Source organism: Actinomycetota bacterium (assembly GCA_040905475.1).
Classification (GTDB): Bacteria; Actinomycetota; AC-67; order AC-67; family AC-67; genus DATFGK01.
On record JBBDRM010000139.1, the window covers coordinates 34,450 to 56,459 of the forward strand.

The 22,010-nt window shown below is 67.9% G+C and carries 17 protein-coding genes and 1 pseudogene; 10 read left to right on the top strand and 8 right to left on the bottom strand.

Annotated elements, in window-relative coordinates; genetic code table 11:
- Positions 1 to 28: 28 nt before the first annotated feature.
- Entirely contained in the window at positions 29 to 1,675 is a 1,647-nt protein-coding gene (locus WEB06_17295) for an ABC transporter substrate-binding protein (GenBank protein MEX2557371.1), read from the bottom strand.
- Positions 1,676 to 1,912: 237 nt separating this feature from the next.
- Between WEB06_17295 and WEB06_17300 the strand changes: the two genes are divergently transcribed.
- Genes WEB06_17300 through WEB06_17310 form a run of 3 tightly spaced genes read left to right on the top strand, consistent with a single transcriptional unit; the run spans position 1,913 to position 6,374 of the window.
- Positions 1,913 to 2,911: a MoxR family ATPase gene (locus WEB06_17300; GenBank protein ID MEX2557372.1), complete on the top strand. Its 999-nt coding sequence runs from the start codon at positions 1,913 to 1,915 to the stop codon at positions 2,909 to 2,911.
- A 2-nt stretch (positions 2,912 to 2,913) separates the two neighbouring features.
- Positions 2,914 to 4,305: a DUF58 domain-containing protein gene (locus tag WEB06_17305; GenBank protein ID MEX2557373.1), complete on the top strand. Its 1,392-nt coding sequence runs from the start codon at positions 2,914 to 2,916 to the stop codon at positions 4,303 to 4,305.
- Positions 4,224 to 6,374, top strand: a complete 2,151-nt coding sequence (locus tag WEB06_17310) for a DUF3488 and transglutaminase-like domain-containing protein (protein MEX2557374.1) — start codon at positions 4,224 to 4,226, stop codon at positions 6,372 to 6,374. Before WEB06_17305 ends, WEB06_17310 begins: the two co-directional genes overlap by 82 nt.
- 9 nt (positions 6,375 to 6,383) lie before the next feature.
- On the opposite strand, the gene WEB06_17315 is transcribed toward WEB06_17310, so the two are convergent.
- The 5 genes from WEB06_17315 to WEB06_17335 form a co-directional block, all read right to left on the bottom strand.
- Positions 6,384 to 6,902, bottom strand: coding sequence for a MerR family transcriptional regulator (locus WEB06_17315; protein ID MEX2557375.1), 519 nt, complete (start codon positions 6,900 to 6,902; stop codon positions 6,384 to 6,386).
- Positions 6,903 to 7,070: 168 nt separating this feature from the next.
- Entirely contained in the window at positions 7,071 to 7,442 is a 372-nt protein-coding gene (locus WEB06_17320; protein ID MEX2557376.1) for a DUF3040 domain-containing protein, read from the bottom strand.
- A gap of 75 nt (positions 7,443 to 7,517) precedes the next feature.
- Positions 7,518 to 8,297: an enoyl-CoA hydratase-related protein gene (locus tag WEB06_17325; GenBank protein ID MEX2557377.1), complete on the bottom strand. Its 780-nt coding sequence runs from the start codon at positions 8,295 to 8,297 to the stop codon at positions 7,518 to 7,520.
- Positions 8,294 to 9,526: a DNA polymerase IV gene (dinB, locus tag WEB06_17330; protein ID MEX2557378.1), complete on the bottom strand. Its 1,233-nt coding sequence runs from the start codon at positions 9,524 to 9,526 to the stop codon at positions 8,294 to 8,296. The genes WEB06_17325 and dinB overlap by 4 nt, the downstream gene beginning before the upstream one ends.
- 7 nt (positions 9,527 to 9,533) lie before the next feature.
- Positions 9,534 to 12,878, bottom strand: coding sequence for a DNA polymerase III subunit alpha (locus WEB06_17335; protein MEX2557379.1), 3,345 nt, complete (start codon positions 12,876 to 12,878; stop codon positions 9,534 to 9,536).
- A gap of 56 nt (positions 12,879 to 12,934) precedes the next feature.
- Between WEB06_17335 and WEB06_17340 the strand changes: the two are divergent.
- Positions 12,935 to 13,007, top strand: a pseudogene (locus WEB06_17340).
- 197 nt (positions 13,008 to 13,204) lie between these two features.
- On the opposite strand, the gene WEB06_17345 reads toward WEB06_17340, so the two are convergent.
- Positions 13,205 to 13,498: a DUF6504 family protein gene (locus tag WEB06_17345; protein MEX2557380.1), complete on the bottom strand. Its 294-nt coding sequence runs from the start codon at positions 13,496 to 13,498 to the stop codon at positions 13,205 to 13,207.
- Between the two features lie 258 nt (positions 13,499 to 13,756).
- On the opposite strand from WEB06_17345, the gene WEB06_17350 reads away from it, so the two are divergent.
- The 3 genes from WEB06_17350 to WEB06_17360 are packed head-to-tail and all read left to right on the top strand — an operon-like array spanning position 13,757 to position 18,231.
- A complete protein-coding gene (locus WEB06_17350) occupies positions 13,757 to 14,437 on the top strand; it encodes an ABC transporter ATP-binding protein (protein MEX2557381.1) in 681 nt (226 codons plus the stop codon).
- Complete coding sequence (locus WEB06_17355) at positions 14,437 to 17,259, top strand: FtsX-like permease family protein (GenBank protein ID MEX2557382.1); 2,823 nt, start codon at positions 14,437 to 14,439, stop codon at positions 17,257 to 17,259. The genes WEB06_17350 and WEB06_17355 overlap by 1 nt, the downstream gene beginning before the upstream one ends.
- Before the next feature lie 42 nt (positions 17,260 to 17,301).
- On the top strand, positions 17,302 to 18,231 hold the full coding sequence (locus WEB06_17360) for a hypothetical protein (GenBank protein ID MEX2557383.1): 930 nt from the start codon (positions 17,302 to 17,304) through the stop codon (positions 18,229 to 18,231).
- Here the strand turns inward: WEB06_17360 and WEB06_17365 are convergent.
- Positions 18,224 to 18,901, bottom strand: coding sequence for a Type 1 glutamine amidotransferase-like domain-containing protein (locus WEB06_17365; GenBank protein ID MEX2557384.1), 678 nt, complete (start codon positions 18,899 to 18,901; stop codon positions 18,224 to 18,226). The genes WEB06_17360 and WEB06_17365 overlap by 8 nt on opposite strands.
- 61 nt (positions 18,902 to 18,962) lie before the next feature.
- Between WEB06_17365 and WEB06_17370 the strand changes: the two genes are divergently transcribed.
- From WEB06_17370 to WEB06_17380, 3 genes are all read left to right on the top strand, one after another.
- On the top strand, positions 18,963 to 19,493 hold the full coding sequence (locus tag WEB06_17370; protein MEX2557385.1) for a gamma carbonic anhydrase family protein: 531 nt from the start codon (positions 18,963 to 18,965) through the stop codon (positions 19,491 to 19,493).
- Between the two features lie 18 nt (positions 19,494 to 19,511).
- A complete protein-coding gene (glpX, locus tag WEB06_17375; GenBank protein MEX2557386.1) occupies positions 19,512 to 20,534 on the top strand; it encodes a class II fructose-bisphosphatase in 1,023 nt (340 codons plus the stop codon).
- A gap of 132 nt (positions 20,535 to 20,666) precedes the next feature.
- Entirely contained in the window at positions 20,667 to 21,896 is a 1,230-nt protein-coding gene (locus WEB06_17380) for a phosphodiester glycosidase family protein (GenBank protein ID MEX2557387.1), read from the top strand.
- Positions 21,897 to 22,010: the final 114 nt, after the last annotated feature.

Below are 22,010 nucleotides of genomic sequence, written 5' to 3' on the forward strand. Positions count from 1 at the left end.
GGGGCCGCCTCGCAGTGGCCTATCCCTCCTATGTGAAGGAGACGATCGAATAACGCTCGAGGTTGATCGGACTCGGGATGAACCCTTGGACGTTCTTCGCCAGGACCACGTACGTCGACGTGTGGACGTACGGGACGCCCGGCACGAGATCGGAGATCAGCTTGTTGGCCTCCTTGTAGAGCGTCACACGCCTGGCCTCCTCGGTCTCCCGCTCTGCCTCGTCGAGCTTGGAGAAGATCGCCTGGTTGGTGAACCCGAACTCCGCCTTCGGGTTCTGGAAGAAGACGCCGACGAAGTTGTCGGCGTCGCCGAAGTCGGCGAGCCACCCCAGGAGGTACATCCCGTACTTGCCGTCGTGTGCCTCGGTGAGATAGTCGGGACTCCACGGTGCCGTCTTAGGAACCACCCGGAAGCCCACAGCCTCGAGGTCGGCCTTGAACGCCTGGAAGTTCGCGGCCGGGTCGGGCATGTACCCCCGGCTGACCCCGGTCGGATAGGCGAACTCGAGGGTGATCGGCGTGGTGACGCCGGAGTCGGCGATCAGCTGCCTCGCCTTGTCGGGGCTGTACTCGTACATCGTGACGTCCGCGTTCCATCCGGGAAGATCGGGCGGGACGAACTGCGTCGCCGGCACGGCTCCCGGCGGGTACTTCGCCTTGAGGAGCGCGTCCTTGTTGAGGGCATGTGCGATCGCTTGGCGGATCTTGAGGTTATCGAACGGCTTCACCTTCTGAGTGAAGCCGACGTAACCCACGTTGAACGGATCGCGCTGGGCGAGCTTGAACCCGGCGGCTTCGAGTGCGGTGAGATCGCCCGGGTCGGGATTCTCATACGCCTGGATCTCGCCCGTCTCGAGGGCGACGCGCCGGTCGGCCGCTTTCTCGATGGTGCGGAAGATGAGCCTGTCGAACAGAGCCTCTTCGCCCCAGTAGTCGTCGTTGCGAACGAGCGTTACCCGATCGTTCGCACGGAAGCTCTCGAATTTGAAGGGACCCGTTCCGGTAGGATGCTCGAAGTCGTAGCTTCCCTCGAACTTCGGAGCGTCCGCCGTTCCGGAGATTTTGTCCGCCTCGTACTGACGGAGCGCCGTCGGGCTTGCGATCGAGAACGACGGAAGGGTCAGGCCGGCGATGAACGAAGACGACGGCGTCGTGAGATTGATCACCGCGGTGTCGGCATCCGTTGCCGTGCACGACTTGTACAGGCTATCCGAGGCCTTGTCACTGAACGTGCCGAAGACCGACGTCCAGTAGTACGCCACCGATTCAGTGGCGAGCAACCCGCGGAAGTTGAACCACCGATTGAAGTTCGCGCATACCGCGTCGGCATTGAAATCGGTACCATCGTGGAACTTCACGCCCTTGCGGAGATCGAAGGTCCAGGAGGTGCCGTCGGCCGACGGCTTCCACGACGTCGCCAGAGAGGGTTCCGGCTCGAAGCCGCCATCCTTCACACGAACAAGGCCTTCGAACATCTGGTAGATGACTCGGATCGATTCGCCGTCCGACACTTTCGCGCCGTCGAGACTCACCGGATCGGCAGACGCTCCGAACACGAACGACCCGCCTTTCTTCCCACCGCCTCCCGGCTCCTCGTCACCCCCGCACGCCGTCGCGACCAGCGCGAGCACGGCGAACACAGCCGGGATGCGCACGAGCATGCGCGGATGCTTCACGTTCCCCCACCTCCCACGGACCGCTCAGCCCCACACCGGGCCCGGCGGAATCGGACACCCAATCCTATGCGGGACGCGCTGAGGCGCGAAAACGGCGCGGCCTCCGTTTTGGGATACGTCCCCGCGCCCCTCCCGGGATTGCCTGATGCCGGTTGGGGTCCGGAACAAACCTCACCGCTGCGACGTCCGTACTACTGCCCGCAAGGGCCGTGTCGACGCCTGAAAGGGGCTGCTACGATGGCCGCCACCCGTCTCGCGGAGGAGCCTGTGCCGCCACGCAAGTCCGGCCGTTCGAACGGCGATTTCGCGGCTTCGTTCGAACGCCTCCAGGCCAACATCGAACAAGTCATCCAGGGCAAGTCACAGCAGATCCGGCTCGCGCTCGTGTGCCTTTTCGCCGAGGGCCACCTCCTGATCGAGGATGTGCCGGGCGTGGGCAAGACCCTCCTCGCGAAATCGATCGCGAAAACGATCGGATGCACATGGCGCCGCATCCAATTCACGCCCGACCTCCTTCCGACCGACGTCACCGGGGTCAGCGTCTTCGACCAGGAACACGGCGATTTCGAGTTCCGCCAGGGAGCGGTGTTCGCGAACGTCGTGCTCGGTGACGAGGTGAACCGGGCCTCGCCGAAGACGCAGTCGTCGCTCCTCGAAGCCATGGAGGAAAAGCAGGTGACCGTCGACGGGGTCACTCACGTGCTCCCCGAACCGTTCATCGTGATGGCGACCCAGAATCCCGTCGAGCACGAGGGCACCTATCCCCTGCCGGTCGCCCAGCTCGACCGGTTCCTCATGCGCCTTTCGATCGGCTATCCGAACTCGCAGTCCGAGATCGAGGTGCTCCACCGCCACGGGCAGCACTCGGCCCTCGATGAGATCGAAGCCGTGGCGAACGCTCGAACGATCCTCGCCATGATCGAGGCCGCCAAACAGGTTCACGTGGCGGAGACCCTGAACTCGTACATCGTCGAACTGATCGCCTCGACCCGACACACCTCGGAGCTCTCCCTCGGCGCGAGTCCGCGCGCATCCCTGGCTCTGCTCCGCGCCTGTCGCGCCTACGCGGCGTCCGAGGGACGGGATTACGTCATACCCGATGACGTCAAAGCGCTCGCCTCGGCCGTCATCCCCCATCGGCTGATCGTCTCTCCCGAGGCCGACATGAGCGGAAGGACACCCGTCGACGTCGTGGACGACCTCGTGGAACAGGTCGCGATCCCGATCCGAGGCTAGAGATGCCGACGCGCCGCGGCCGGGCGCTGATGTTCGGTGCGATCGGACTCTACCTTGTCGCTCGAGCGCTCTCCGTGGATGAGCTGTTCTCCGTTGCGATGGCGGCGGGCGTGCTGCCGGGCCTCTCCGCGATCGCGGTGCGGTGGGCGCGTTACCGGATCGGTTTCTCCCGTGCGGTTACACCGAAACGTCTGTTCTCCGGCGGCCGCCTCGCGATCCAGTTCAGCGTCCGCAACCTCGGGGGGATGCCCAGCCCGCCGATGCTTCTCGAGGATCAGGCTCCGCCCGCACTGGGCGGGCCGGGTCGTTTCTCTCTGGCCTCGCTCCCGCCCGGACGCCGCGAGACCATCGTCGTCGAGCGACACCCGACGGCTCGGGGCCGCTACTCCGTCGGACCCTTGCACGCGCGAGTCGTCGACCCGTTCGGCCTCGCCGAGGCTTCCGCGACGCTGGCGGTGGCGGAAGACGTCCTCGTTTATCCGCGGGTCGAGCGGCTCGGCACCGGGGGACCGCCGGCCGATCGCGCCGGCAAGGGACCATCTGCCGTGTATCGCCTCGCGCCGGCGGGAGACGAGTTCTACGCGGTCCGCGAGTACGAGTCCGGTGACGATCTGAGGAAGATCCACTGGAAGTCGGTCGCGCGGACCGGCCAACTGATGATCCGTCAGGACGAGGCGCGCTTCTTCCCGCGAGCCACCGTTTTCCTCGACGCGCGAGCCACCGCGCACCGGGGGTTCGGCGCCGAGGCCAGCATCGAGTGGGCCGTCTCGGCGACGGCATCCACCGTCTGGCATCTCGGCCGGCTCGGGTTCGGGTTGCGGCTCTCCACCGAGGAGCGCGAACCGATCGTCGCGCGTTCGGGACGGAACGGGACCGAGGCGCTGCTCGAGGTCCTCGCCGTGATGCAGCCGTCCGGGGTCCGCACCTTGTTGCCGGCGCTGCGCCGCGTCGGACGGCGGCCGGGCGCTGAAGGCGCACTCATCGCGATCCTCCCACCGCCGACGCCGGAGGAGGTCGCCGCGCTGGGACGACTCCGTTCCGTTTACCGGTGGTGCGGGGCCGTGATCGTCGACGTGGACTCGTTCGGAACCATCGCACCGCGCACACGCGCGGAAGCCGACCAGAAACTGGCGGCGGCTGAAGGTGCGCTCATCCGTGCCGGCTGGCGTGTGCGTTCGGCCGGCGCACGAGACAGGTACCGGGACGTATGGCAGACCCTGATCGTCGCACCGGGCTCCCTTCGGAGCTCGGCGTCGCCGCGCTCGTCGGCGCGGCGTCGCTCCCGCTCGGCCGGCTCTTCCGGACGAGCGAGATCGGCGCGGTCGCGATCGCGGCCTCGGCGGGAAGTACCGCGGTCGCGTGGGGACTGCGGCGGTTCCGAGCGCCGGCGTTGATCGCTGCACTCGCTTCCTTCGTCGCGTTCCTTTGGTTCTCGTCGCTGGCGTTCTTCCGCGATTCGCTGGTAGGACCTTTCCCGACGCCTGAATCGCTCTCCTTGATCTGGAACGCAGCCGCCGAGGGACTTCGGCGGTCGCAGACCGACGCAGCTCCGGTCCCCGCGACCACGTCTTTCCTCGTCTTGGCGGCGTTCGCGATATGGGCGACCGCCTGGCTGGCCGACGACGCGGCGAACAAGCTCCGACACCCGATGCTCGCGATCGGCGTGACGGTCCCGCTGTTCGTCTTGCCGGGGACCATATTGGAGGGCGACCGCCGTTGGTTCGACGCCGGCGCGTATCTCGCCGGAGCGATGTGGGTCCTCTTCAGCGACGAGCGGTTCCGACTCAGCCGTTGGGGCCGGGTGGTGGGTCTCGGCTCACCCGGCTGGCGGCCGGGCCTCGCCGCGCGCATCGGCGTCATCGCGATCCTCGTCGCCGTGGTGGGAACACCGATCCTTCCGGGCTTCAGCGCGCCGCCGGGTTTGCGCGGCGCGACCGGAGGCGGCGATCGGGTGGCGCTGAACCCGCTGGTGTCGATCCGACCTCAGCTCAACAGCCGTGCGCTAACCGAGGTGATGACGGTGCGCTCAAGGATCGCGAGCTACTGGCGGCTAACCGCGCTGGACCGATTCGATGGGACGACATGGACCTCCGGCCCTCAGCGTCCGGAGCTCAAGCTCGGCGAGAGACAGATCGCCGCGCAAGGCACCTCGCCGCGCAGCACGCTGGTCACGCAGCAGTTCGAGATCCACAACCTGTCGGGCCCGTGGGTACCTGCTGCGTTCGAGCCGGTCAGGGTCGAGGGGCTTCGTGGGGTTGGCGCCGACCCGACGACCCGCACCGTGATCATCTCGAACGACATGCGGGGCGGCACCGACTACTCGGTCAGGAGTCGCATTCCGACGATGTCGTTCGAGGAGCTCGATCGCGCGCCGCGGACCTCGGAGGCTGCGTTGGCCCGATACCTATTGCTCCCGCCCACCGCCGAGATCGCTCGAGTTCAGGGGATCGCCGAACAGATCGTGGAGCGGGCCGACGCACGCGATGGGTCGCCGTTCCGCCAGGCGGTCGCCCTCCAGGATCACCTCCGGACCTTCGCCTACGACGAGGACGTCGCCCTCGCCCACAACATCGACGACATCGAGTCGTTCCTGGTGGACATCCGGCGCGGCTACTGCGAGCAGTTCGCGACGGCCATGGCGGTCATGGCCCGCACGCTCGGCCTGCCTTCGCGGGTGGCGATCGGTTTCGCCGTCGGGACCACCGGCGTGCAGCCGGACGAGTACGACGTCACGAGCCGGCAGGCCCACGCGTGGGTCGAGATCTGGATGTCGGGGTTCGGGTGGGTCACGTTCGAGCCGACCCCACGCAGCGACGGCATGCTCGTGCCCCGCTACACGACACCCGCGTCGGCGCCCTCGAACCCTGCGACCTCACCCACTCCGTCAGCCGAGGAAAGCCCCGATGCGAGTGCGTCGCCGTCGGCCCCGGGCGCAGAGCGGTTCGACGAGACTCCCGGCGCGGGCTCCGGGGTGTCCGGGGGCAGGCGCCTCATCCAGGTCGGAACCCTCGCCGGCGTTCTCCTGATCCTAGCCCTGTTCGCCCTCCCGATCGCAGCTCGCGCCCGGAGGGTCGTTCGTTACCGCCGGGCGGGGACGGCGGAAGACAAGGTCTCGGCTCGCTATCTCGACTTCCTCGACTGGTGCGCCACGGTCGGGCTGGGTCGGGGACCCGGCGAGACACCGATGGAGCACGCCCGGCGCCTGGCAAACGCTTCCTCGGATGCGGGCTCGTCGCTCGACGGGCTCGCCCGCATCGGCACGGACGCGGTCTACGCCCCGCTCAACGGGATCGAGCCCGCCGCGGCCGCGAAACTCTCCCGCGATGCCCGGCGCTCGATCTCGACGGGCCTGCCTCGGCGCGCGAGGGTGCTCGGCCGGGTCGGATGGGCCTGGTGGCGAACGGACCCCGAAGGCGGTGGGGCGCCGTGGAGCCGCATGCGGGCGGCTCGGATCGAACCGTAGCGGGTCGCGTCAGCCGGACGCGCGCTTACGCTGCCGTCGCCTGGGAGTCGTCTCCAGTTCCAGCTCATGCTCGACCGCCCGAAGCGTTCGAACGAACTGGTCTCGGTCGCGCAGGAACTCGGAGACGCCGGTCCCTACCTCCCCGGCGAGCTGGTCGATCGCCACGAAGAACGCCATCTGACCCTGCCGCAGGGCGTCGAGGATGTCTCCTTCGCCCTTCAGGATCTTGAAGATGCTCTTGCCATCCGTGACGAGCTTCACGCTCGACAGGTGCTCGTCGAGGTTCACGTTCTCGCGCAGCCAACCGTACGCCCGACGAACGCGTTGAAGGGACATGCCGCCGTCCAGTAGCGACTTGACGACTTTGAGCGCGATGAGATCGCGGAACGAGTAGACCCGGCGCACTCCCGGGCGTCCCCCTGTAGCTTGGACACCGGGCTTCACGAGCCCGATCTTGTCCCAGTAACGAAGCTGGTTCCCCGTTGTGCCGGTGAAGCGTGATGCTTGGAGCGAGGTGAAACCTTCCATCAAGGTGACTCCAATGCGAGATCGGGCGGGCCGGCGTTGCGGGGGAAGGCGAAGCGTAGGTGTCATTTCTAAAGCACGTGACCCATTACCTGCAAGACGTGCGTGAAGTTTCTTTCAAAAAAGTTTGGAACACGGAACCTTGCAGAAGGATGGGCGAGGCGGATCGAGTCAGGTTCCGTCGTTGCCGCGCTCGTAGCGGTTGCGCCACCGCTCTTCCATGCGCGCGAACCAGCCTGAACCCCTTCCACCTTCGGGACGTTCACGGCCGACCTGCTTGATCCCGGACGCGATCACCATCGCCGAAGCGACCATCACTGAGAAGGCGGTGATGCCAAAGACGACGAGAAGATCCGGAAGGAACAACCCTGCGATGAGAACCGCGAAGCCGAGTGCGAATCCCACGACGGCACGCTTGACCTTGCGCAGCGCCGCCCCTTCGCTGACGCCGGCACCAACCTCGCGCGCGAATTTCGGATCCTCGGCGACCAGACGCCGTTCTATCTCTTCCAGGATCCTTTGCTCGTGGTCGGAGAGCGGCATGCCTACCTCGGATTCGCTCTTGGGAGCCCGTCTGGGACGATTATAGGGTGGCCCTTCCAGGCCGGACAAGGCACTTCATCGCGCTCGGAACGTTGGTGCACGTTTCTCGAAACGTGCCATCACGGCTTCACGGAAGTCTTCGGACGCTAGCAGCCGCCGGTTGATCATGGCCTCCCGCTCGAGGCCGGCGATCAGCGGCACGTCGAAAGCGCCGGTCGCGAGACGCTTGGCCGCCGCGACGGCCAGCGGAGGGCCCGCGGAGAGCTCGCGGGCCCAGCCCATCGCCTCATCCAGCAAACGTTCCCTGGGAACGACACGGTTAACCAAGCCCCAGGAGAGCGCCTCATCGGCTCCAACCTTCCTTCCGGTCATAACGAGCTCTTTCGCCCTGCCGAGCCCGATGAGGCGAGGCAGACGCTGCGTGCCTCCCAGATCGGGGATGATCCCCCACCGGATCTCGTAGACGGCGAGCTCGGCGTCGTCACCGGCAACCCGGAGGTCGCAGGCCGTGGCCAGCTGGATCCCGCCGCCCAAGGCGAGCCCGCCCACGGCCGCGATCGTTGGTTTCGAGATCGTTTCGTACACCGTGAAGCAGTTCTGCAACGCGGCGATGTCGAGCGCGAGCGGACTCCCGGCGCCGATGCCGTTCGCGAAGAGCGAGGTATCGAGGCCGCTGGAGAAGGCTCGCCCTTCTCCCGTGAGGACTACCGCGCGCACGTTCGGGTCGGCCTCTGCGCGCCCGGCCGCGTCGCGTACCCCGAAGAAGACGTCTTGGTCGATCGCGTTGAGCACCTCGGGCCGGTTGATCGTGACGAGGGCAACGGCACCGTCCACCTCGTAGAGAACCTTCGTCATGACGTCCTCCCTTTCCGGGGTTGGTCGGGTCCGTCGCCTTGGCTCGGGCGACCGTGGACCGGCTTGCGTTCTGCGAGTGCAGCGCGATCGACGGCGTCGCCGCCGAATCGCCTGCGTAGCGTATCCATCGCACGGTCCGCGGTGCGCCAGCGGTCGGGCCGCTCTCCCATCCGAAGCTGCTCCGATATCCCGCCGGAGACGAGCCCCGTGGCCGCAACCCCGAGGAGTCGGATGCGCGGCCGCGCCAGGGAGAGCCGTCCGTAGAGGTCGTGCGCCGTCGCAAAGAGCTTCGCGGCCGCGTCCGTCGGCGTCTCGAGGGTCCGCGAGCGCGTGATGGTGCTGAAGTTGGCGAAGCGGACCTTGAGCGTGACGGTGCGCGCGGACAGCCCGGCGGCGCGAAGACGGCCGGCAACCCGTTCTGCGAGTCGCAGGATCTCCCGCTTGATGTCCGCGAGGGCGTCCAGGTCGCGATCGAAGGTCTCCTCGGCCGAGACCTGCTTGGCAGGCTCGTGCGGGACGACGGAGCGGTCGTCGACGCCGCGGGCCAGGTCCTGGAAGTGGGCGGCCGGCCCCGGGCCGAGCGCACGCGCCAGGACGCCTGCGGGCAGTGCGAGCAGGTCCGCCACGGTTCGCACGCCGAGCCGGTCGAGCGACGCAGCGGTTTGCTCGCCTACGCCCCAGAGATCCTGAACCGGGAGCGGGTCGAGGAACGCGCGGATCCCGCCGGCGGGAACGACGACGACCCCACTGGGCTTCGCGTGCGCGCTCGCCAGCTTGGCGAGGAGCTTGTTCGGCGCGACGCCGACGGAGCAGTCCAGGTGCCGCTCGCTCCGGACGCGTTCCTTGATCCGATGGGCGATCTCCTCGGGTGAGCCGAACATCCGGCCTGCTCCCGTGACGTCGAGGAACGCCTCGTCGAGCGAGACCGGCTCCACGAGCGGCGTGAAGGAACCGAGCAGGGCCATCACGCGATCGGACTCCGCCTTGTATCGCTCGAAGTCCGGCGGCACGAACACCAGATCTGGACACAGGCGGCGCGCGCGGACGCTGGGCATCGCGGAGCGAACCCCGAACGCGCGAGCCTGGTACGAGGCGCTCATCACCACCCCACGAGGGCCGGCTGCACCGACGGCGATCGGCTTGCCGGCAAGGGTCGGATCGTCCCGTTCCTCGACGGATGCGTAGAAGGCATCCATATCGACGTGGAGGATCGGCTCGTCCGGGACCATCAGGCTCCTAGGCTCCGGCGGATCCTGAGCTCGCATGCCACAGCTTCCGCGGAGCGTCCTCGGTGGGCGCACGGGTCGGCAGCGGGCGCACGGCCGCGGGGCGCGGCCGTGCCGGCGACAACGGGGCCCGTTTCTGCTCCCGGGCGAGGCGACGCCGTTCGCGCTCGTAGGCCTCGATCTCCGCCACGCCCTCCTCCCACAACGCGGGGACGTCGAGCGTGCCATCCCGCTCCGCCCGCGCCAAGGCCGCGAGGTCCCAGGCGCGCTCGCAGTTGATCGACACGCCGCGCGCGCCGGTCTTGTGCAGCGTGCCCCGCGCGACGATCAGCCACGAGTGGAAGATCGTCCATGCGCAGTGCTCCTGCACGCTCTCGAACACCGTGACGTCGACGAGCCCGGTCGCGTCGTCGAGCGTCAGGAAGATGATCCGCTGCCCGGATCGAACAGCCGGTGTCTGCGATGCCACCTTCACTCCGGCGACCATAACCCGCGCCCCCTGCCGCCGCCCCCGCACGTCGGCGGCTCGCGTCACCCCGAGCCGCTCGATCAACCGATCGTAGAAGGACACCACATGCCGGCTGACGTCGAGCCCGGTGACCTCGAGCTCCGCCCGCACCCGCTCCGCCTCCGAGTACGGCCGCAACCCGAAGGAGAGGAACGGCTCCTCCACTGCGAACTCCACCTGAGTCTTCTCCGGCTTGGGCGCCGCCTTCTCCCACAAGTCCTTCACCTGAAGGAGCAGATCCCGCCGCCCTCCGAACCCATCGAGCGCCCCCACATGGATGAGGTTCTCCACCGTCGGCCTCGAAAGCTTCGTCCGCCGGCACAGATCGACCAGACCGCCGTACGGCCGGGTCCGGTTGCTCAAGATCGACTCGATCTCCCCCGCCGAGATCCCGTCGACGTGCATGAACCCGATCCGCACGCTCAGCTCGTGGTCGGGCGCTGCGCTGTACTCGACGGTGTACTCTCGCGCGCTGGCGTTGATGTCGAGCGGCAAGATCGGCACCTGCTCGTGCCGTGCGTCGTCGAGGATCGCCCTACGCGGATACATCCCCGGCTCGTGCGTGAGTACCCCCGCGTAGAAGGCCGCCGGATGGTTCGCCTTGAGCCAGGCGGATTGGTACGTCGGGACCGCGAAGGCTGCCGCGTGCGCCTTGCAGAACCCGAACGCCGCGAAGGAGGCGACCTCGTGCCAGACCGGATCGATCTCGTTGCGAAGCCAGCCGCGCTCGAGGCCGCGCTCGTAGAACCAGTCTTTGATGGCATCGATCTTGTCCTCGTCGGAGAGCTCGCGGCGAACCTGGTCTGCGTATCCAAGGTCGACGCCGGTGACGGCGGAGATCGCGAGCATCACTTGCTCGTGGAAGACGATCACGCCGAACGACTCCTGCAGGAAGGCGCGCATGGCCGGGTGGGAGTAGACGGGGTTGGCGAAGCCGTGCCGGCGGTTCAGGTACGGGCCGATCATGTCGCTTTGGACGGGACCCGGCCGGAACAGCGAGATGTCGATGATCAGGTCTCGCCACCACGTCGGCTGGAACTTGCCGAGCAGCTCACGCTGGCCCGGAGATTCGATCTGGAAGCAGCCGAGCGTACGCGAGGCGCGGATCAGCGCGAAGGTGCCGTCGTCGTCGCGCGGGATCTGATCGAGGTCGACGCGCTCCCCCGTCGTGCGCTCGATCTCGCCTATCGCATGCGTCATCGTGGAGAGCATCCGGATACCGATCACGTCGAGCTTGAGGAGGCCGAGCGCCTCGACGTCGTGCTTGTCGAACTGGATCATCCGGAAACCGTTCGCCGATCGCTCGAGCGGCGAACGCGTCACGAGGTCGTCGGGCGCGATGAGTATCCCCGAGGGATGCAGCGCCATGTGGCGCGGGAACGAGTCGAGGCGCTCGGCGACCGAGAACAGCAGATCCAGCTGCCCACGAGCGAGGCTCGTGCGTTTCAGCTCCGGGAGATGCTCGAGTGCGGCGCGGATCTCGCCGGCGTTGGTGTGCGGGAAGGACTTCGCAACGAGGTCGACCTCGCCCTCGGGGTAGCCGAGCGCCTTGCCGACCTCGCGGATCGCGCCGCGCGCGCGGTAGGTGTCGACCATCGCGACGCACGCGACCTGGTTCTCGGTGAACGAGGAAAGGATGTCGGTGTAGACGTCCTCTCGGCGGGCGCTCTCGACGTCGAGGTCCACGTCGGGCAGCTCGTTGCGGTATGGGTTCACGAAGCGCTCGAAGAGCAAGTGATGCTCGAGCGGGTCGACCTCGCTGACGCCGGTGAGGTAACAGACGAGGCTCCCCGCCGCCGAGCCACGGCACGCGACCCGGATGCGTTTGGCTTTGATGCGCTCGACGATGTCGGCGACGGTCAAGAAGTAGCCGGCGAAGCCGAGCTTCGCGATCATCGCGAGTTCGGAGTCGATCCGGTCGCGCAGCACCTTGTCCGGCTCCAGGCCGCGGCGGGCGACGCCGTCCCAGCAGCGCCGCGCGAGCAACGAGTTCGCGGAGACGCCGCGCGGGAGCGGGTAGTGCGGGAGATGGAGCTGCCCGAGGCCGATGTCGGCTTCGCACGACTCGGCGATCCGTGCGGCGTTCGCGATCACGTCCGGACGACTTCGGAAGAGGACCGTCATCTCCCGCGGGGATTTCAGGTAGGCCTCGGCGTTGGTGTTGTCGCGATGATGCGCGGCGAGCGGCACGAGCTTGCGCATCGCGTCGAGTGTGTCGGCGAGGAACGCGTCGGCCGGCGCGAGCGTTCGCGCGCCGTTGGTCGCCACCGCCGGGATGCGGCGGGCGTCGGCGAGATGGAGCAGACGCTGCACCTCGAGCCCCGAGCCCGGCTCGAGCCAGTTGCGCACCTCTATAGAGAGGAGTCGCCCGAACACCTCGAGCCAGGGGCGCGTGGCCGTGTCGGCGTCGTCGAGGCGCCCCGCGATGGCGAGGCGGCCGGCTTCCGAATCGGGGCCGAGCATCGCGAACAGGCCGGCAGCGTGCTCGGCGATGTCTTCGAAGGAGTCGCATGGGTCGCCGCGCTCGCCGCGCATGTGCGCCGCGGTGAGGATCCGGCACAGGTTCGTGTACCCGTCCTGCGTCCGCGCGAGGAGCGTGACCGTCTGTCGGTTACCCGGTTGCGCGGTTTCGACGGTAAGGCGCGTCCCGAAGATCGGCTTCACGCCGGCGATCCCGCACGCTTGCGCGAACCGGACCGCGCCGTAGAGGCCGTTCGTGTCGGTGATCGCGACCGCGTCCATGCCGAGGTGGCGCGCGGCCGCGGCGAGCTCTTGGGGCCGGATCGCACCCTCGCGCAGCGAGTAGGTCGTCCGGACCGACAGATGCGCGAACCGCGCGCCCTTCATCGCGATTCACGCGAACTTGCTAGCACACGTTGAGCCGATACGGTCGCTGAGGCGGTGGGCCCGTGGTGTAAAGGACAGCACACGACTCTGACTAAGTTCGAGGTGGCGGTTCGAATCCGCCCGGGCCCACCCCTCCTATCGAGGAGGGACCCCCGCCGGGACGGCCAACCAGAGATAACCGTCCCGCCATCCGGCACTTGACCAGTAGCCTTCCGCGAGCGAGGATAGACGTGCTTAGTCAGAGTCGCGTGTCCGATACACCACGGGCATGAAGGAGGAGCGGGGACACCCGCTCCTCTTGTTTTTCCGGCGGCGCGCACAACGCGTCAGTCCCATACGCGGAAGAGGCTCCACGTGCCTTTGCGGAGATCGTGGCTCAGCTCGTACGTGCCCGGCGGCACACCCTTATTTTCAGATTGTGCGTCGACGCGCCAGATCTCGCGCGCGTCTCCTCTCGCCCACGGCTGCGCCACGTCTCCCGTGGGTTCCCACCACCCCGTCGCCTCGCGCCAGCGACACAGAACCTGCCGGACGTAGTAGCGCTTGCCGCGCCACCAGAACGCCTCGATCGTTCCCTCGGGCGCTTCGACGTCGGCGGGTTCCTCGTAGCGTTTCGACATCTCGCCACCCGGGGACGCCGCGACGGACCTCGTAAGTAGGCCTGGGCCGCAGGCTCGTCCCCTATCATGACTCGAACGTATGTTCGAGTGAGAGGTTCACGATACGCCCGGCGCGAGCGAGCCGTCAAGGGGGAGCAAGCGCGCGTCCGGAAGAGGTGTTTTCCGGCTCGCGGTGTCATCCCGTTTGCGCCTAGCCTGGGGCCGCCGCTCCCCTCTGGGAGGCGGCGCGGGAAAGTCGAGCGACCAGGGGGAGATCCGATCGTGGACGCCATCGTTCGTGCCACAGGCGTGCGCAAGGTGTACCGAAGCGGGGCCGAAGTCGAAGCCCTCCGCAAGATCGATCTGGACGTGACCCGGGGTGAGATGGTCGCGATCGTCGGGCCTTCCGGTTCCGGCAAGACCACGCTCCTCAACTGCCTGTCGGGGCTCGAGCGCATCGACGAGGGTGAGATCCTCATCGACGGCACCGATCTCGCTTCGATGAAAGACGATCCGCGAACGGAGTTCCGCGCCCGATCGATGGGCTTCGTATTCCAAGCCTTCAACCTCCTTCCGGTTTTGTCCGCGGTGGAGAACGTCGAGATCCCGCTGCTCCTCATCGGCACCGGTGCGCGAGAGGCACGCAAGCGCGCGCTCGAAACGCTCGAGCAGGTCGGGCTCGCCCCGCGCGCCGACCACCGCCCCGATCAGCTCTCCGGCGGCGAGCAGCAGCGCGTTGCGGTAGCCCGGGCGCTCGTTCACAAACCCGCGGTGGTTTGGGCGGACGAGCCGACCGGCAACCTCGACTCGGAATCGTCGGCTTCGGTGATGGAGCTCTTCCGCTCGCTCAACCGAGACGGCCAGACGATCGTCATGGTGACGCACGATCAGCGGATCGCCGCGCAGGCTTCGCGGACCATCGCGATGCGCGACGGCTTGATCGAGAGCGACACGCGATGATGCCGGTCCTGGTCCTGTTCGCGATCGCCTACGGCCTGATCACGTTGTTCGCGTGGCGCAGGCCGCTGCTCCGGAAGCTGGCCGTCCGCGAGGCGGTCCGCCGTCGCGGGCAGACCGCGCTCGTCGTCGCGGGACTGATGGTGGGCACGGCGACCATCACCGCCGCGCTCGTCGCAAGCGACTCGGTCGGCGATTCTGCGGTGGACTCGTTCGCGTACCGCAACTGGGGCCACGTCGACATCACCGTCAGCGCATCGAACCGCTTCTTTCAAAAGGAGATCGCGGACCGCCTCGCCTCCGATCCTGAGGTGACGCGTACGTCCGACGGTGTGGCCGGCGGACTCGAGCTCATCGGATCCGCGGCAGACCTCGACCGCCGGCAGGGAACGTCTCGTGTCGTGCTCGTCGGCTTCGACCCCGCCCGGCAAGCGCCGTTCGGCGCCTACGACTTGGTCGAGGGCGGTTCGACCACAGGCGAGGATCTGGCTCTCGGCGAGGTCCTCGTGTCGCGCGTCCTGGCGGAGAAGATCGATGCGCGCGCCGGCGACCGCATGCGGTTCACGCTCGAGGTCGCGGAGGGAACCCAGCCGATCGAGCTCCGCATCGCGGGGATCGCGCGACAGGAAGGTCCCGGCGCCTACACGCTCGGCGCGGCAGTCTTCGCGCCGCTTCCGACGGCGCAGCGGATCGCCGGGGTCGAGGGCATCAACATCATCCGCGTGTCCGCGCTCGGAGGGATCCGCGATAGCCTCGATGCGGCCCCCAATACGCTCTCTGCGGTGCAGAGCGCCGTGGCCCGGATCGATGCTCCGGTCCCGCTCGAGGTAAGCGACGCCAAGCGCGCCGAGGCGAAGAACGCCGAGGGATTCACAACATTCATCCGGGCGATGCTCGTCGGGATGAGCTCGCTCGTGGTGGCGGTCGGCGCTGCGCTGGTCGTGAACATCATCGGCATGCTCGCCGAGGAACGCCGTTCGCGGATGGGCGTCCTGCGCGCCCTCGGGTTGAAACGACGGCGGCTCGTCGGCTTGTCGGTGATCGAGGGTGCGATCTACAGCCTCGCCGCCGGGGTCGTGGGCATCGCCGTGGGAGTCGCGGCCGGACGTCTCGTGGCATCGCGGTTCGGCCGCGCGTTCGCCGAGTTCGCGGGCGAGGACTTCGACTTCCAGTTCTTCTTCGTGCTCAAGCCGGCGACGGTTCTCACGGGGTTCGCGATCGGCTCGGTGCTGACGCTGGTCGTCATCACGTTCGCTTCGTGGCGCACCTCCCGTATGACCATCACCGCGGCGATCCGCAACCTTCCCGAGCCGCCACGCGGAGAGCGCCCTCGCTGGTTGAGGATCACACGCGCCGTGTTTCTGAGCCTCCTCACATTGCTCGGCGTCGCCGGGATCGTGGGCGGGGAAGCCTTCCCGCGCATGATCGGCGGGCTGGCCGTGATCCTGGTGGCGTCGTCGCTCATGCGCGGTCGGCTGTCGCCTCGTGCACATGCCACGCTGTTCGGGCTCGCGCTCGCCGGCTGGTCGTTCTCGCAGGTCGCCGGCCAGGATCCGAACGCCGACGTCGAAGAGTTCTTCGGCGTATTCGTGTTCGCCATGCTGAGCGCCGTCTTCGGGCTCACGATCCTGACCTCGGGGAACCTGCACATCGCGGAGACGATCGTCGGGGTGCTCGGCAGGGCGTTCGCGGGACTCCGCGCGATCCTTCGACCCCCGCTCGCCTACCTCTCACGGAGGCCGATGCGCACCGGGCTCACGACGGGCGTATTCGCGGTGATCATCGGGATGCTGGCGATGTTCGCGGTCTTCTTCATCATCTTCCGTCCGGCGTACGATCGGTTCGGGAACGGGTACGACGTGCGCGTCCTCAACGTGGGCTCGCCCCGGATCGACATCCCCGACTCGGTCCTCGCGCAGACCACGCGCTCGATCACGCTGCCGACGCGTGGCTACATCGGCTCGGTCGCATCGACCGGCGACGACTTCTCCAACTCGGAGCGGATGTTCCTGCCGCTGTTCGAGGTTCCCCCAACCGTGGCCGCCGACCCGCCGCTCAAGCTCGAACAACTCGACGACGCGTACGACACCGACCGACAGGCGTGGCAGGCGGTCGCGACCGATCCCACGAAGATCATCACGAACTTCGGGGTGCCGGGTGAGAAGCTGACCCTCGACGGGAAGGACGGACCCGTCACCTACACCGTCGTCGGCTTCCAGTCGTTCGGTCTCATCGACGGGGTGATCGGCACCGCACAGGCGTTCATCCCGTTCGCGGATACGCAGCTGGGCGCGACGATGCTCCTCGACCTGAAGCGTCAAGACGCGGCCCTGCCCGTCGCGCGCCAGATCGAGAGCGAGTTGTTCGAGACCGGTGTCGACGCCGACTCGGTGCAGGCGCTGCTCGACCAGGCCGACCGTGCCAACCGAGCCTTCTTCTCCACGATCGATGTCCTGATGCGCATGGGGTTGATCATCGGGATCTTGTCGCTCGGCATCGTCGCGCTGCGCGTGGTGACCGAGCGGCGGCACGTCATCGGCGTTCTCCGCGCGATCGGTTACAAACGGCGTGCCGTGATGGCGGGCCTGATGACCGAATCGGCCGTCACGGCGACGATCGGCGTCTTCGTGGGGATGGTGGTCGGGCTGACGATGGGATACCTCTTCTACCGGCAACAGGACTCGAAGCCGGGATTCGGGGTCGACTGGGCGAGCATCGGAGGCATCCTCGGGATCGTGTACGTCGCCGTCCTGCTGGTGACGCTCGGACCTGCGTGGCGCGCGTCCCGGCTCCCACCCGCCGAGGCGGTCCGCTACTCGGAATAGCGCGCGAGCGGTCGGCCGGGGGCGCCGATAGGATGCGCCTCGATGCCCGAGCTCGATCGTAGGACTTTCCTCGCCGTGAGCGGCCTCGCGTTCGTCGGGCTGGCGACGTCGTGCGGCGGGGACGACGAGCCGTCCCCTACAGGTGGCACGATCGAATCGCTCATCAGCCAGGCGGAGGCTGAACGAGCCACTCGCATTCAGGTGATCCAGGCAAATCTCCAGGTTCTCGTCCGTTCCGATGCGCGCGTTCCGTTCGCTTTGATCAGCAGCGAAGGGGCTCGATCTAGTGGGGGATCCCCGCGCGCTTGGTACGGGCAAGCCGGAACGAGAGCAAGGGGCCCCGTTGAAGTCAGCTACCACGGCGAAGGCTTGGGCGAGAAGGGTGTGTACGTCGGACGCTTCAACTTCGACCAAGCCGGGCAGTGGCAGGTTTTTGTCACCGCCAACGATGGCGGCCGCAAGCTCTACGGTGAGGCAACATTCGAGGCGGTCCAGCGCGTTTCCGGGCCCGCGCCCGGCGCCAAGGCGATCGCCGTGCCGACACCGACGGTCGACGATCACAGGGGCGTCGAGCCTTACTGCACCCGGGTCGACTCCAAGGGCGAAGCGTCGCCGTGCTCGATGCACCGCATCTCGCTCGATGTCGCGCTCGCGAACGGTAAGCCGACCGTGCTCAACATCGGGACGCCGAAGTTCTGCACCAGCCGCGTCTGCGGCCCGGTCGTCGACGTGATCCAGACGGTGGGCGCGGAGCTCGCCGACCGCGTGAACTTCGTCCACGTCGAGGTCTACAAGGACGACAAGGCCGACACCGTTCAACGGCAATTGCTCGCGCCGGCGGCCGCGGCGTGGGGGCTCTCCGAGGAGCCGATCACCTACTGGATCAAGCCGGACGGCACGATCACCGAGCGCGTGGTCGGCCCCATCGACGTTCCGGAGGTGCGCGACCTCACCAACGCGCTCCTCAGCTAGCGCCACGCTCCACGACCCGCGCTCTCCCCTCGCCGGCCGCCGTAACGGACGCATCCGCTCGCAGCACCAGGCCAACCCCGTCGTCCAGCGCGACCACCGGCACCGGCGCTTCCGCCGTGATCGCGGCCAGCCACTGCTTCGGCGCGCCCTTCGCGTGAACGGCGAGCGCGAACCGCTCGATCGGGCCGAGGCCGTTCGTCCACCGGGTCGGCCGCCGGTCGCCCGGCTGCGGGACGAGCGAGTGCCGGCACAGCGCCATCGCACCGGCGCTCGAGCCCGCGAGCGACGCGCCGCCGGCCCAACGACGAAGCGCCTCGTCCCAGAGCGGCGTGTCGCCGAGGCATGTGAGCAACGCGTTCGGATCCCCGCCGGCGAGGAACAAGACGTCGAACGCGGGCAAGGCCTCCGCGCGCGCGTCCTTCCGGTGGAGCACGTCGAGGATGACCGGATCGGCGCCGAGGCGCCGATAGTGCGCGAGTCCGAGCCGCGCGCTGTGCGGAGCGCCGGGTGGGTGCGCGGCGAGGATGAGCGCGACGCGCGGGCCGGTGACCTCGAGCAGGGCACGGTCGAAGGGCTCGGCCACCGGCATGAACTCGTCGGATGACAGCAGTCCGATCGCGCCGTGGCCCGGCGGGATCTGATCGACGACACCTTCGAGGTCGGCGGACATGGCGGCGCCGAGCGTATCCCCGTACCCTTCCGGCGCCAAGCCGTCACGCGGGAGGTCACCGATGCCGTTGTTCGAGTTCGAGGGCAAGCGTCCGACGATCCATCCCACCGCGTTCGTCGCTCCCACCGCGACGATCGTCGGCGACGTCACGATCGAGGAGGAGGCCTCCGTTTGGTACGGCGCGGTCGTGCGCGCCGACTACGCGCCGGTGGTGATCCGAGCCGGCGCGAACATCCAGGACGGATCGATCTTGCACTCGCCGCCCGAGATGGCGATCGAGGTCGGCCGCGGAGCGACGGTGGCGCATCTGTGCGTCGTGCACGGAGCGGTCCTCGGCGAGGAATGCCTCATCGCCAACGGCGCGACCATCCTCGACGGGGCGCGGGTCGGCGCCCGCGCGATGATCGCAGCCGGCGCCGTTGTGAAGCCCAACGACACGATCCCAGACGGCATGCTGGCGGCCGGCGTTCCGGCCGCCGTCAAAGGCCCGATCACCGGGACCGCCTCGGAGTTCTGGGTCCAGATGAACCCGCCCGCCTACCGCGCGCTCGCCCAGCGCCACCTGACCGGCGTGCGTCCACTCGACGCGTGACCCGAAGGATGTGATTCGATGACGCCCATGAACCCAACGGACAGGCCGGGAACCAGACCCGACCGCAACCTCGCGCTCGAGCTCGCGCGCGTGACCGAAGCGGCCGCCCTCGCGGCGTCGAAGTGGATGGGACGGGGAGACAAGATCGCGGCGGACCAGGCCGCCGTCGACGCGATGCGGCTGATGATCGACACCGTTTCGGTGGACGGGATCGTGGTGATCGGCGAGGGGGAGAAGGACGAGGCGCCGATGCTCTACAACGGCGAGAAGGTCGGCACGGGGGAGCAACCCGCCGTAGATATCGCCGTGGATCCGATCGACGGGACGACCTTGCTGTCGCGGGGCGGAGCGAACGCGCTCTCGGTCATCTCCATGGCCGAACGGGGAACCATGTTCGATCCGGGCCCGTGCGTATATATGGAGAAGATCGCGACCGGCCCTGAGGCCGCCGAGGTCATCGATATCGAGGCTCCGATCGCCGACAACATCGCGAAGGTGGCGAAAGCGAAGGGCATCGAGGTCGGCGATGTGATCGTCACCATCCTCGACCGGCCTCGCCACGAGGGGTTCGTCCGCGAGATCCGCGAGGCCGGCGCCCGCGTGAGGCTCATCACCGACGGCGACGTGGCCGGCGCGATCGCGGCCGGCCGGAGCTCGCTCGGCGTCGACCTCTTGTACGGGATCGGCGGCACTCCCGAGGGGATCACGACCGCGTGCGCGCTGAAGTGCATGGGCGGCGCGATCCACGGGAAGCTGTGGCCGCGCAACGACGACGAGCGCAACCGCGCCGTCGAGGCCGGATACGACCTCACGCGTGTCCTCACGACCGACGACCTCGTGTCCGGCAACGACGTCTTCTTCTCGACGACCGGGATCACCGACGGCTACCTGCTCGACGGCGTGCGGACCACTCGCGAGGGAGCGATCACCGAGACCTTGGTCATGCGATCGCGTTCGGGAACGATCCGAACCATCCGGTCGGAGCACCGCTGGGAAAAGCTCGAGAAATTCACGCAGGTCGACTACCGGCCCGGCCACTAAGCAGAACGAGCGCCCGAACGCGCAGCGGAAACGCGTTCGGGGCGATTCGAAAGAACACCGCGCGGGGGTCTATGAAGCGCCGCCCGTGAGCCGTAGACTCCTCGCTCCAGCAACAGGGGACGGGGATGCGTGGTGGCGCACGCGGGTAAGCGCAGCAAACGTCGGTACGTCTACGCATGGTCGCTGCTGCTCGCTCTGATCGCGGCGCAAACCGTCGCCTCGGGGTCCACGTGGGTTGCCGGCGTCCGCGTCCCGAAGAACTACAAGGTCACCAAGTCCCAGCGCGTCGCGAGTGGTGTCTGGCATATCGAGCTCCGACGGAAGAACCGAGACCAAGTCATCAACATCGCGCGGATCGAGCGCAGTTCCCCCCATCGGCTCAAGGTCGTCCTGTCGAACGGGCTCGTGGCCGGCCCCGAGCCGCGAACCGAGAAGACCAGCCGGATGTGCGAACGGGTCAACTGCCTGCTCGCCGTCAACGGCGACTACTTCAGCGACGGCGTCCCGGTCGGCGGCGTGGTGAGCGAGGGGGAGCCGATGCGTTCGCCGGCCGGCGGGCGGAAGCAGTTCAGCCTCGCGGCGGATGACACTCCGAGCATCTCCACGATGGCGATGGCAACGTCGTTCGTGACCTTCCACCGGCGCATCGCGACCGGCATCAAACTCTTTTCCCCGCCCTCCACGCTCGAACCCCGCACCACGACGGTCACCGGGGTGAACATCCCCCGACCGCCGGACGGCATCGTCTTGTTCACGCCGCGATGGGGTGCCACCACGGGAACGAAGACCGGGTTCGAGATCGTCGCGCGCGTCGTGTCGCCCTCGGGAAGGCTGACCACCGACGTGGACACGACGCTCGAACTGGTCGACGCGCACACGAAGGGCGGCAAGATCCCCAAGGACGGCGTGGTCCTGTCGGGCCGCGGCGACGGGGCGAGGACGCTCGAAGGGCTCTGGAACGAGGTATCGGCCGGCAAGGCCGAGCGGAACGCGACGCTGCGGGTCACCGCCTCGCCCGACGCCCTGCAGAGCGTCGCCGGCAAGGAAGTGCTCGTCCAGAAGGGCAAGGCCGTGGCGACGGCCAAGAGCTCCCGAGCCCCGCGCACGATGATCGGCTGGAACGCAGCAGGCGACATGCTGCTCGTAACGGCCGACGGACGACAGCCCGGCCGGGCGGATGGTTTCACCCTGATCGAAGCGGGCGACCTGATGCGCAGGCTCGGCGCGGTCGAGGCGCTGAATCTTGACGGCGGCGGTTCGACCACGTTCGTGAAGAAAGGAAAGGTCGTGAACCGGCCGAGCAACCGGGGCCGGCACGAACGCCGGGTCGCCGTCGCGGTCGCGATCGTTCCCGCCGCGTAGTCTCCGGTTCCCGAACCGTCTTCGGGTCTACACTTACGGCCGCATGGACGTCCTGGTGATCATCGGCGACCATCGACCGCTCGAGCGGTTGTTCTCCCGCGCTCATCACGTCGT

Excerpts from the sequence above, each read along its gene's own strand:
- WEB06_17300 (MEX2557372.1), top strand. The coding sequence starts at position 1,913 with ATGGCCGCCACCCGTCTCGCGGAGGAGCCTGTGCCGCCACGCAAGTCC.
- WEB06_17305 (MEX2557373.1), top strand. The coding sequence starts at position 2,914 with ATGCCGACGCGCCGCGGCCGGGCGCTGATGTTCGGTGCGATCGGACTC.
- WEB06_17315 (MEX2557375.1), bottom strand. The coding sequence starts at position 6,902 with ATGGAAGGTTTCACCTCGCTCCAAGCATCACGCTTCACCGGCACAACG.
- WEB06_17320 (MEX2557376.1), bottom strand. The coding sequence starts at position 7,442 with ATGCCGCTCTCCGACCACGAGCAAAGGATCCTGGAAGAGATAGAACGG.
- WEB06_17325 (MEX2557377.1), bottom strand. The coding sequence starts at position 8,297 with ATGACGAAGGTTCTCTACGAGGTGGACGGTGCCGTTGCCCTCGTCACG.
- dinB (MEX2557378.1), bottom strand. The coding sequence starts at position 9,526 with ATGGTCCCGGACGAGCCGATCCTCCACGTCGATATGGATGCCTTCTAC.
- WEB06_17335 (MEX2557379.1), bottom strand. The coding sequence starts at position 12,878 with ATGAAGGGCGCGCGGTTCGCGCATCTGTCGGTCCGGACGACCTACTCG.
- WEB06_17345 (MEX2557380.1), bottom strand. The coding sequence starts at position 13,498 with ATGTCGAAACGCTACGAGGAACCCGCCGACGTCGAAGCGCCCGAGGGA.
- WEB06_17355 (MEX2557382.1), top strand. The coding sequence starts at position 14,437 with ATGCCGGTCCTGGTCCTGTTCGCGATCGCCTACGGCCTGATCACGTTG.
- WEB06_17360 (MEX2557383.1), top strand. The coding sequence starts at position 17,302 with ATGCCCGAGCTCGATCGTAGGACTTTCCTCGCCGTGAGCGGCCTCGCG.
- WEB06_17365 (MEX2557384.1), bottom strand. The coding sequence starts at position 18,901 with ATGTCCGCCGACCTCGAAGGTGTCGTCGATCAGATCCCGCCGGGCCAC.
- WEB06_17370 (MEX2557385.1), top strand. The coding sequence starts at position 18,963 with ATGCCGTTGTTCGAGTTCGAGGGCAAGCGTCCGACGATCCATCCCACC.
- glpX (MEX2557386.1), top strand. The coding sequence starts at position 19,512 with ATGACGCCCATGAACCCAACGGACAGGCCGGGAACCAGACCCGACCGC.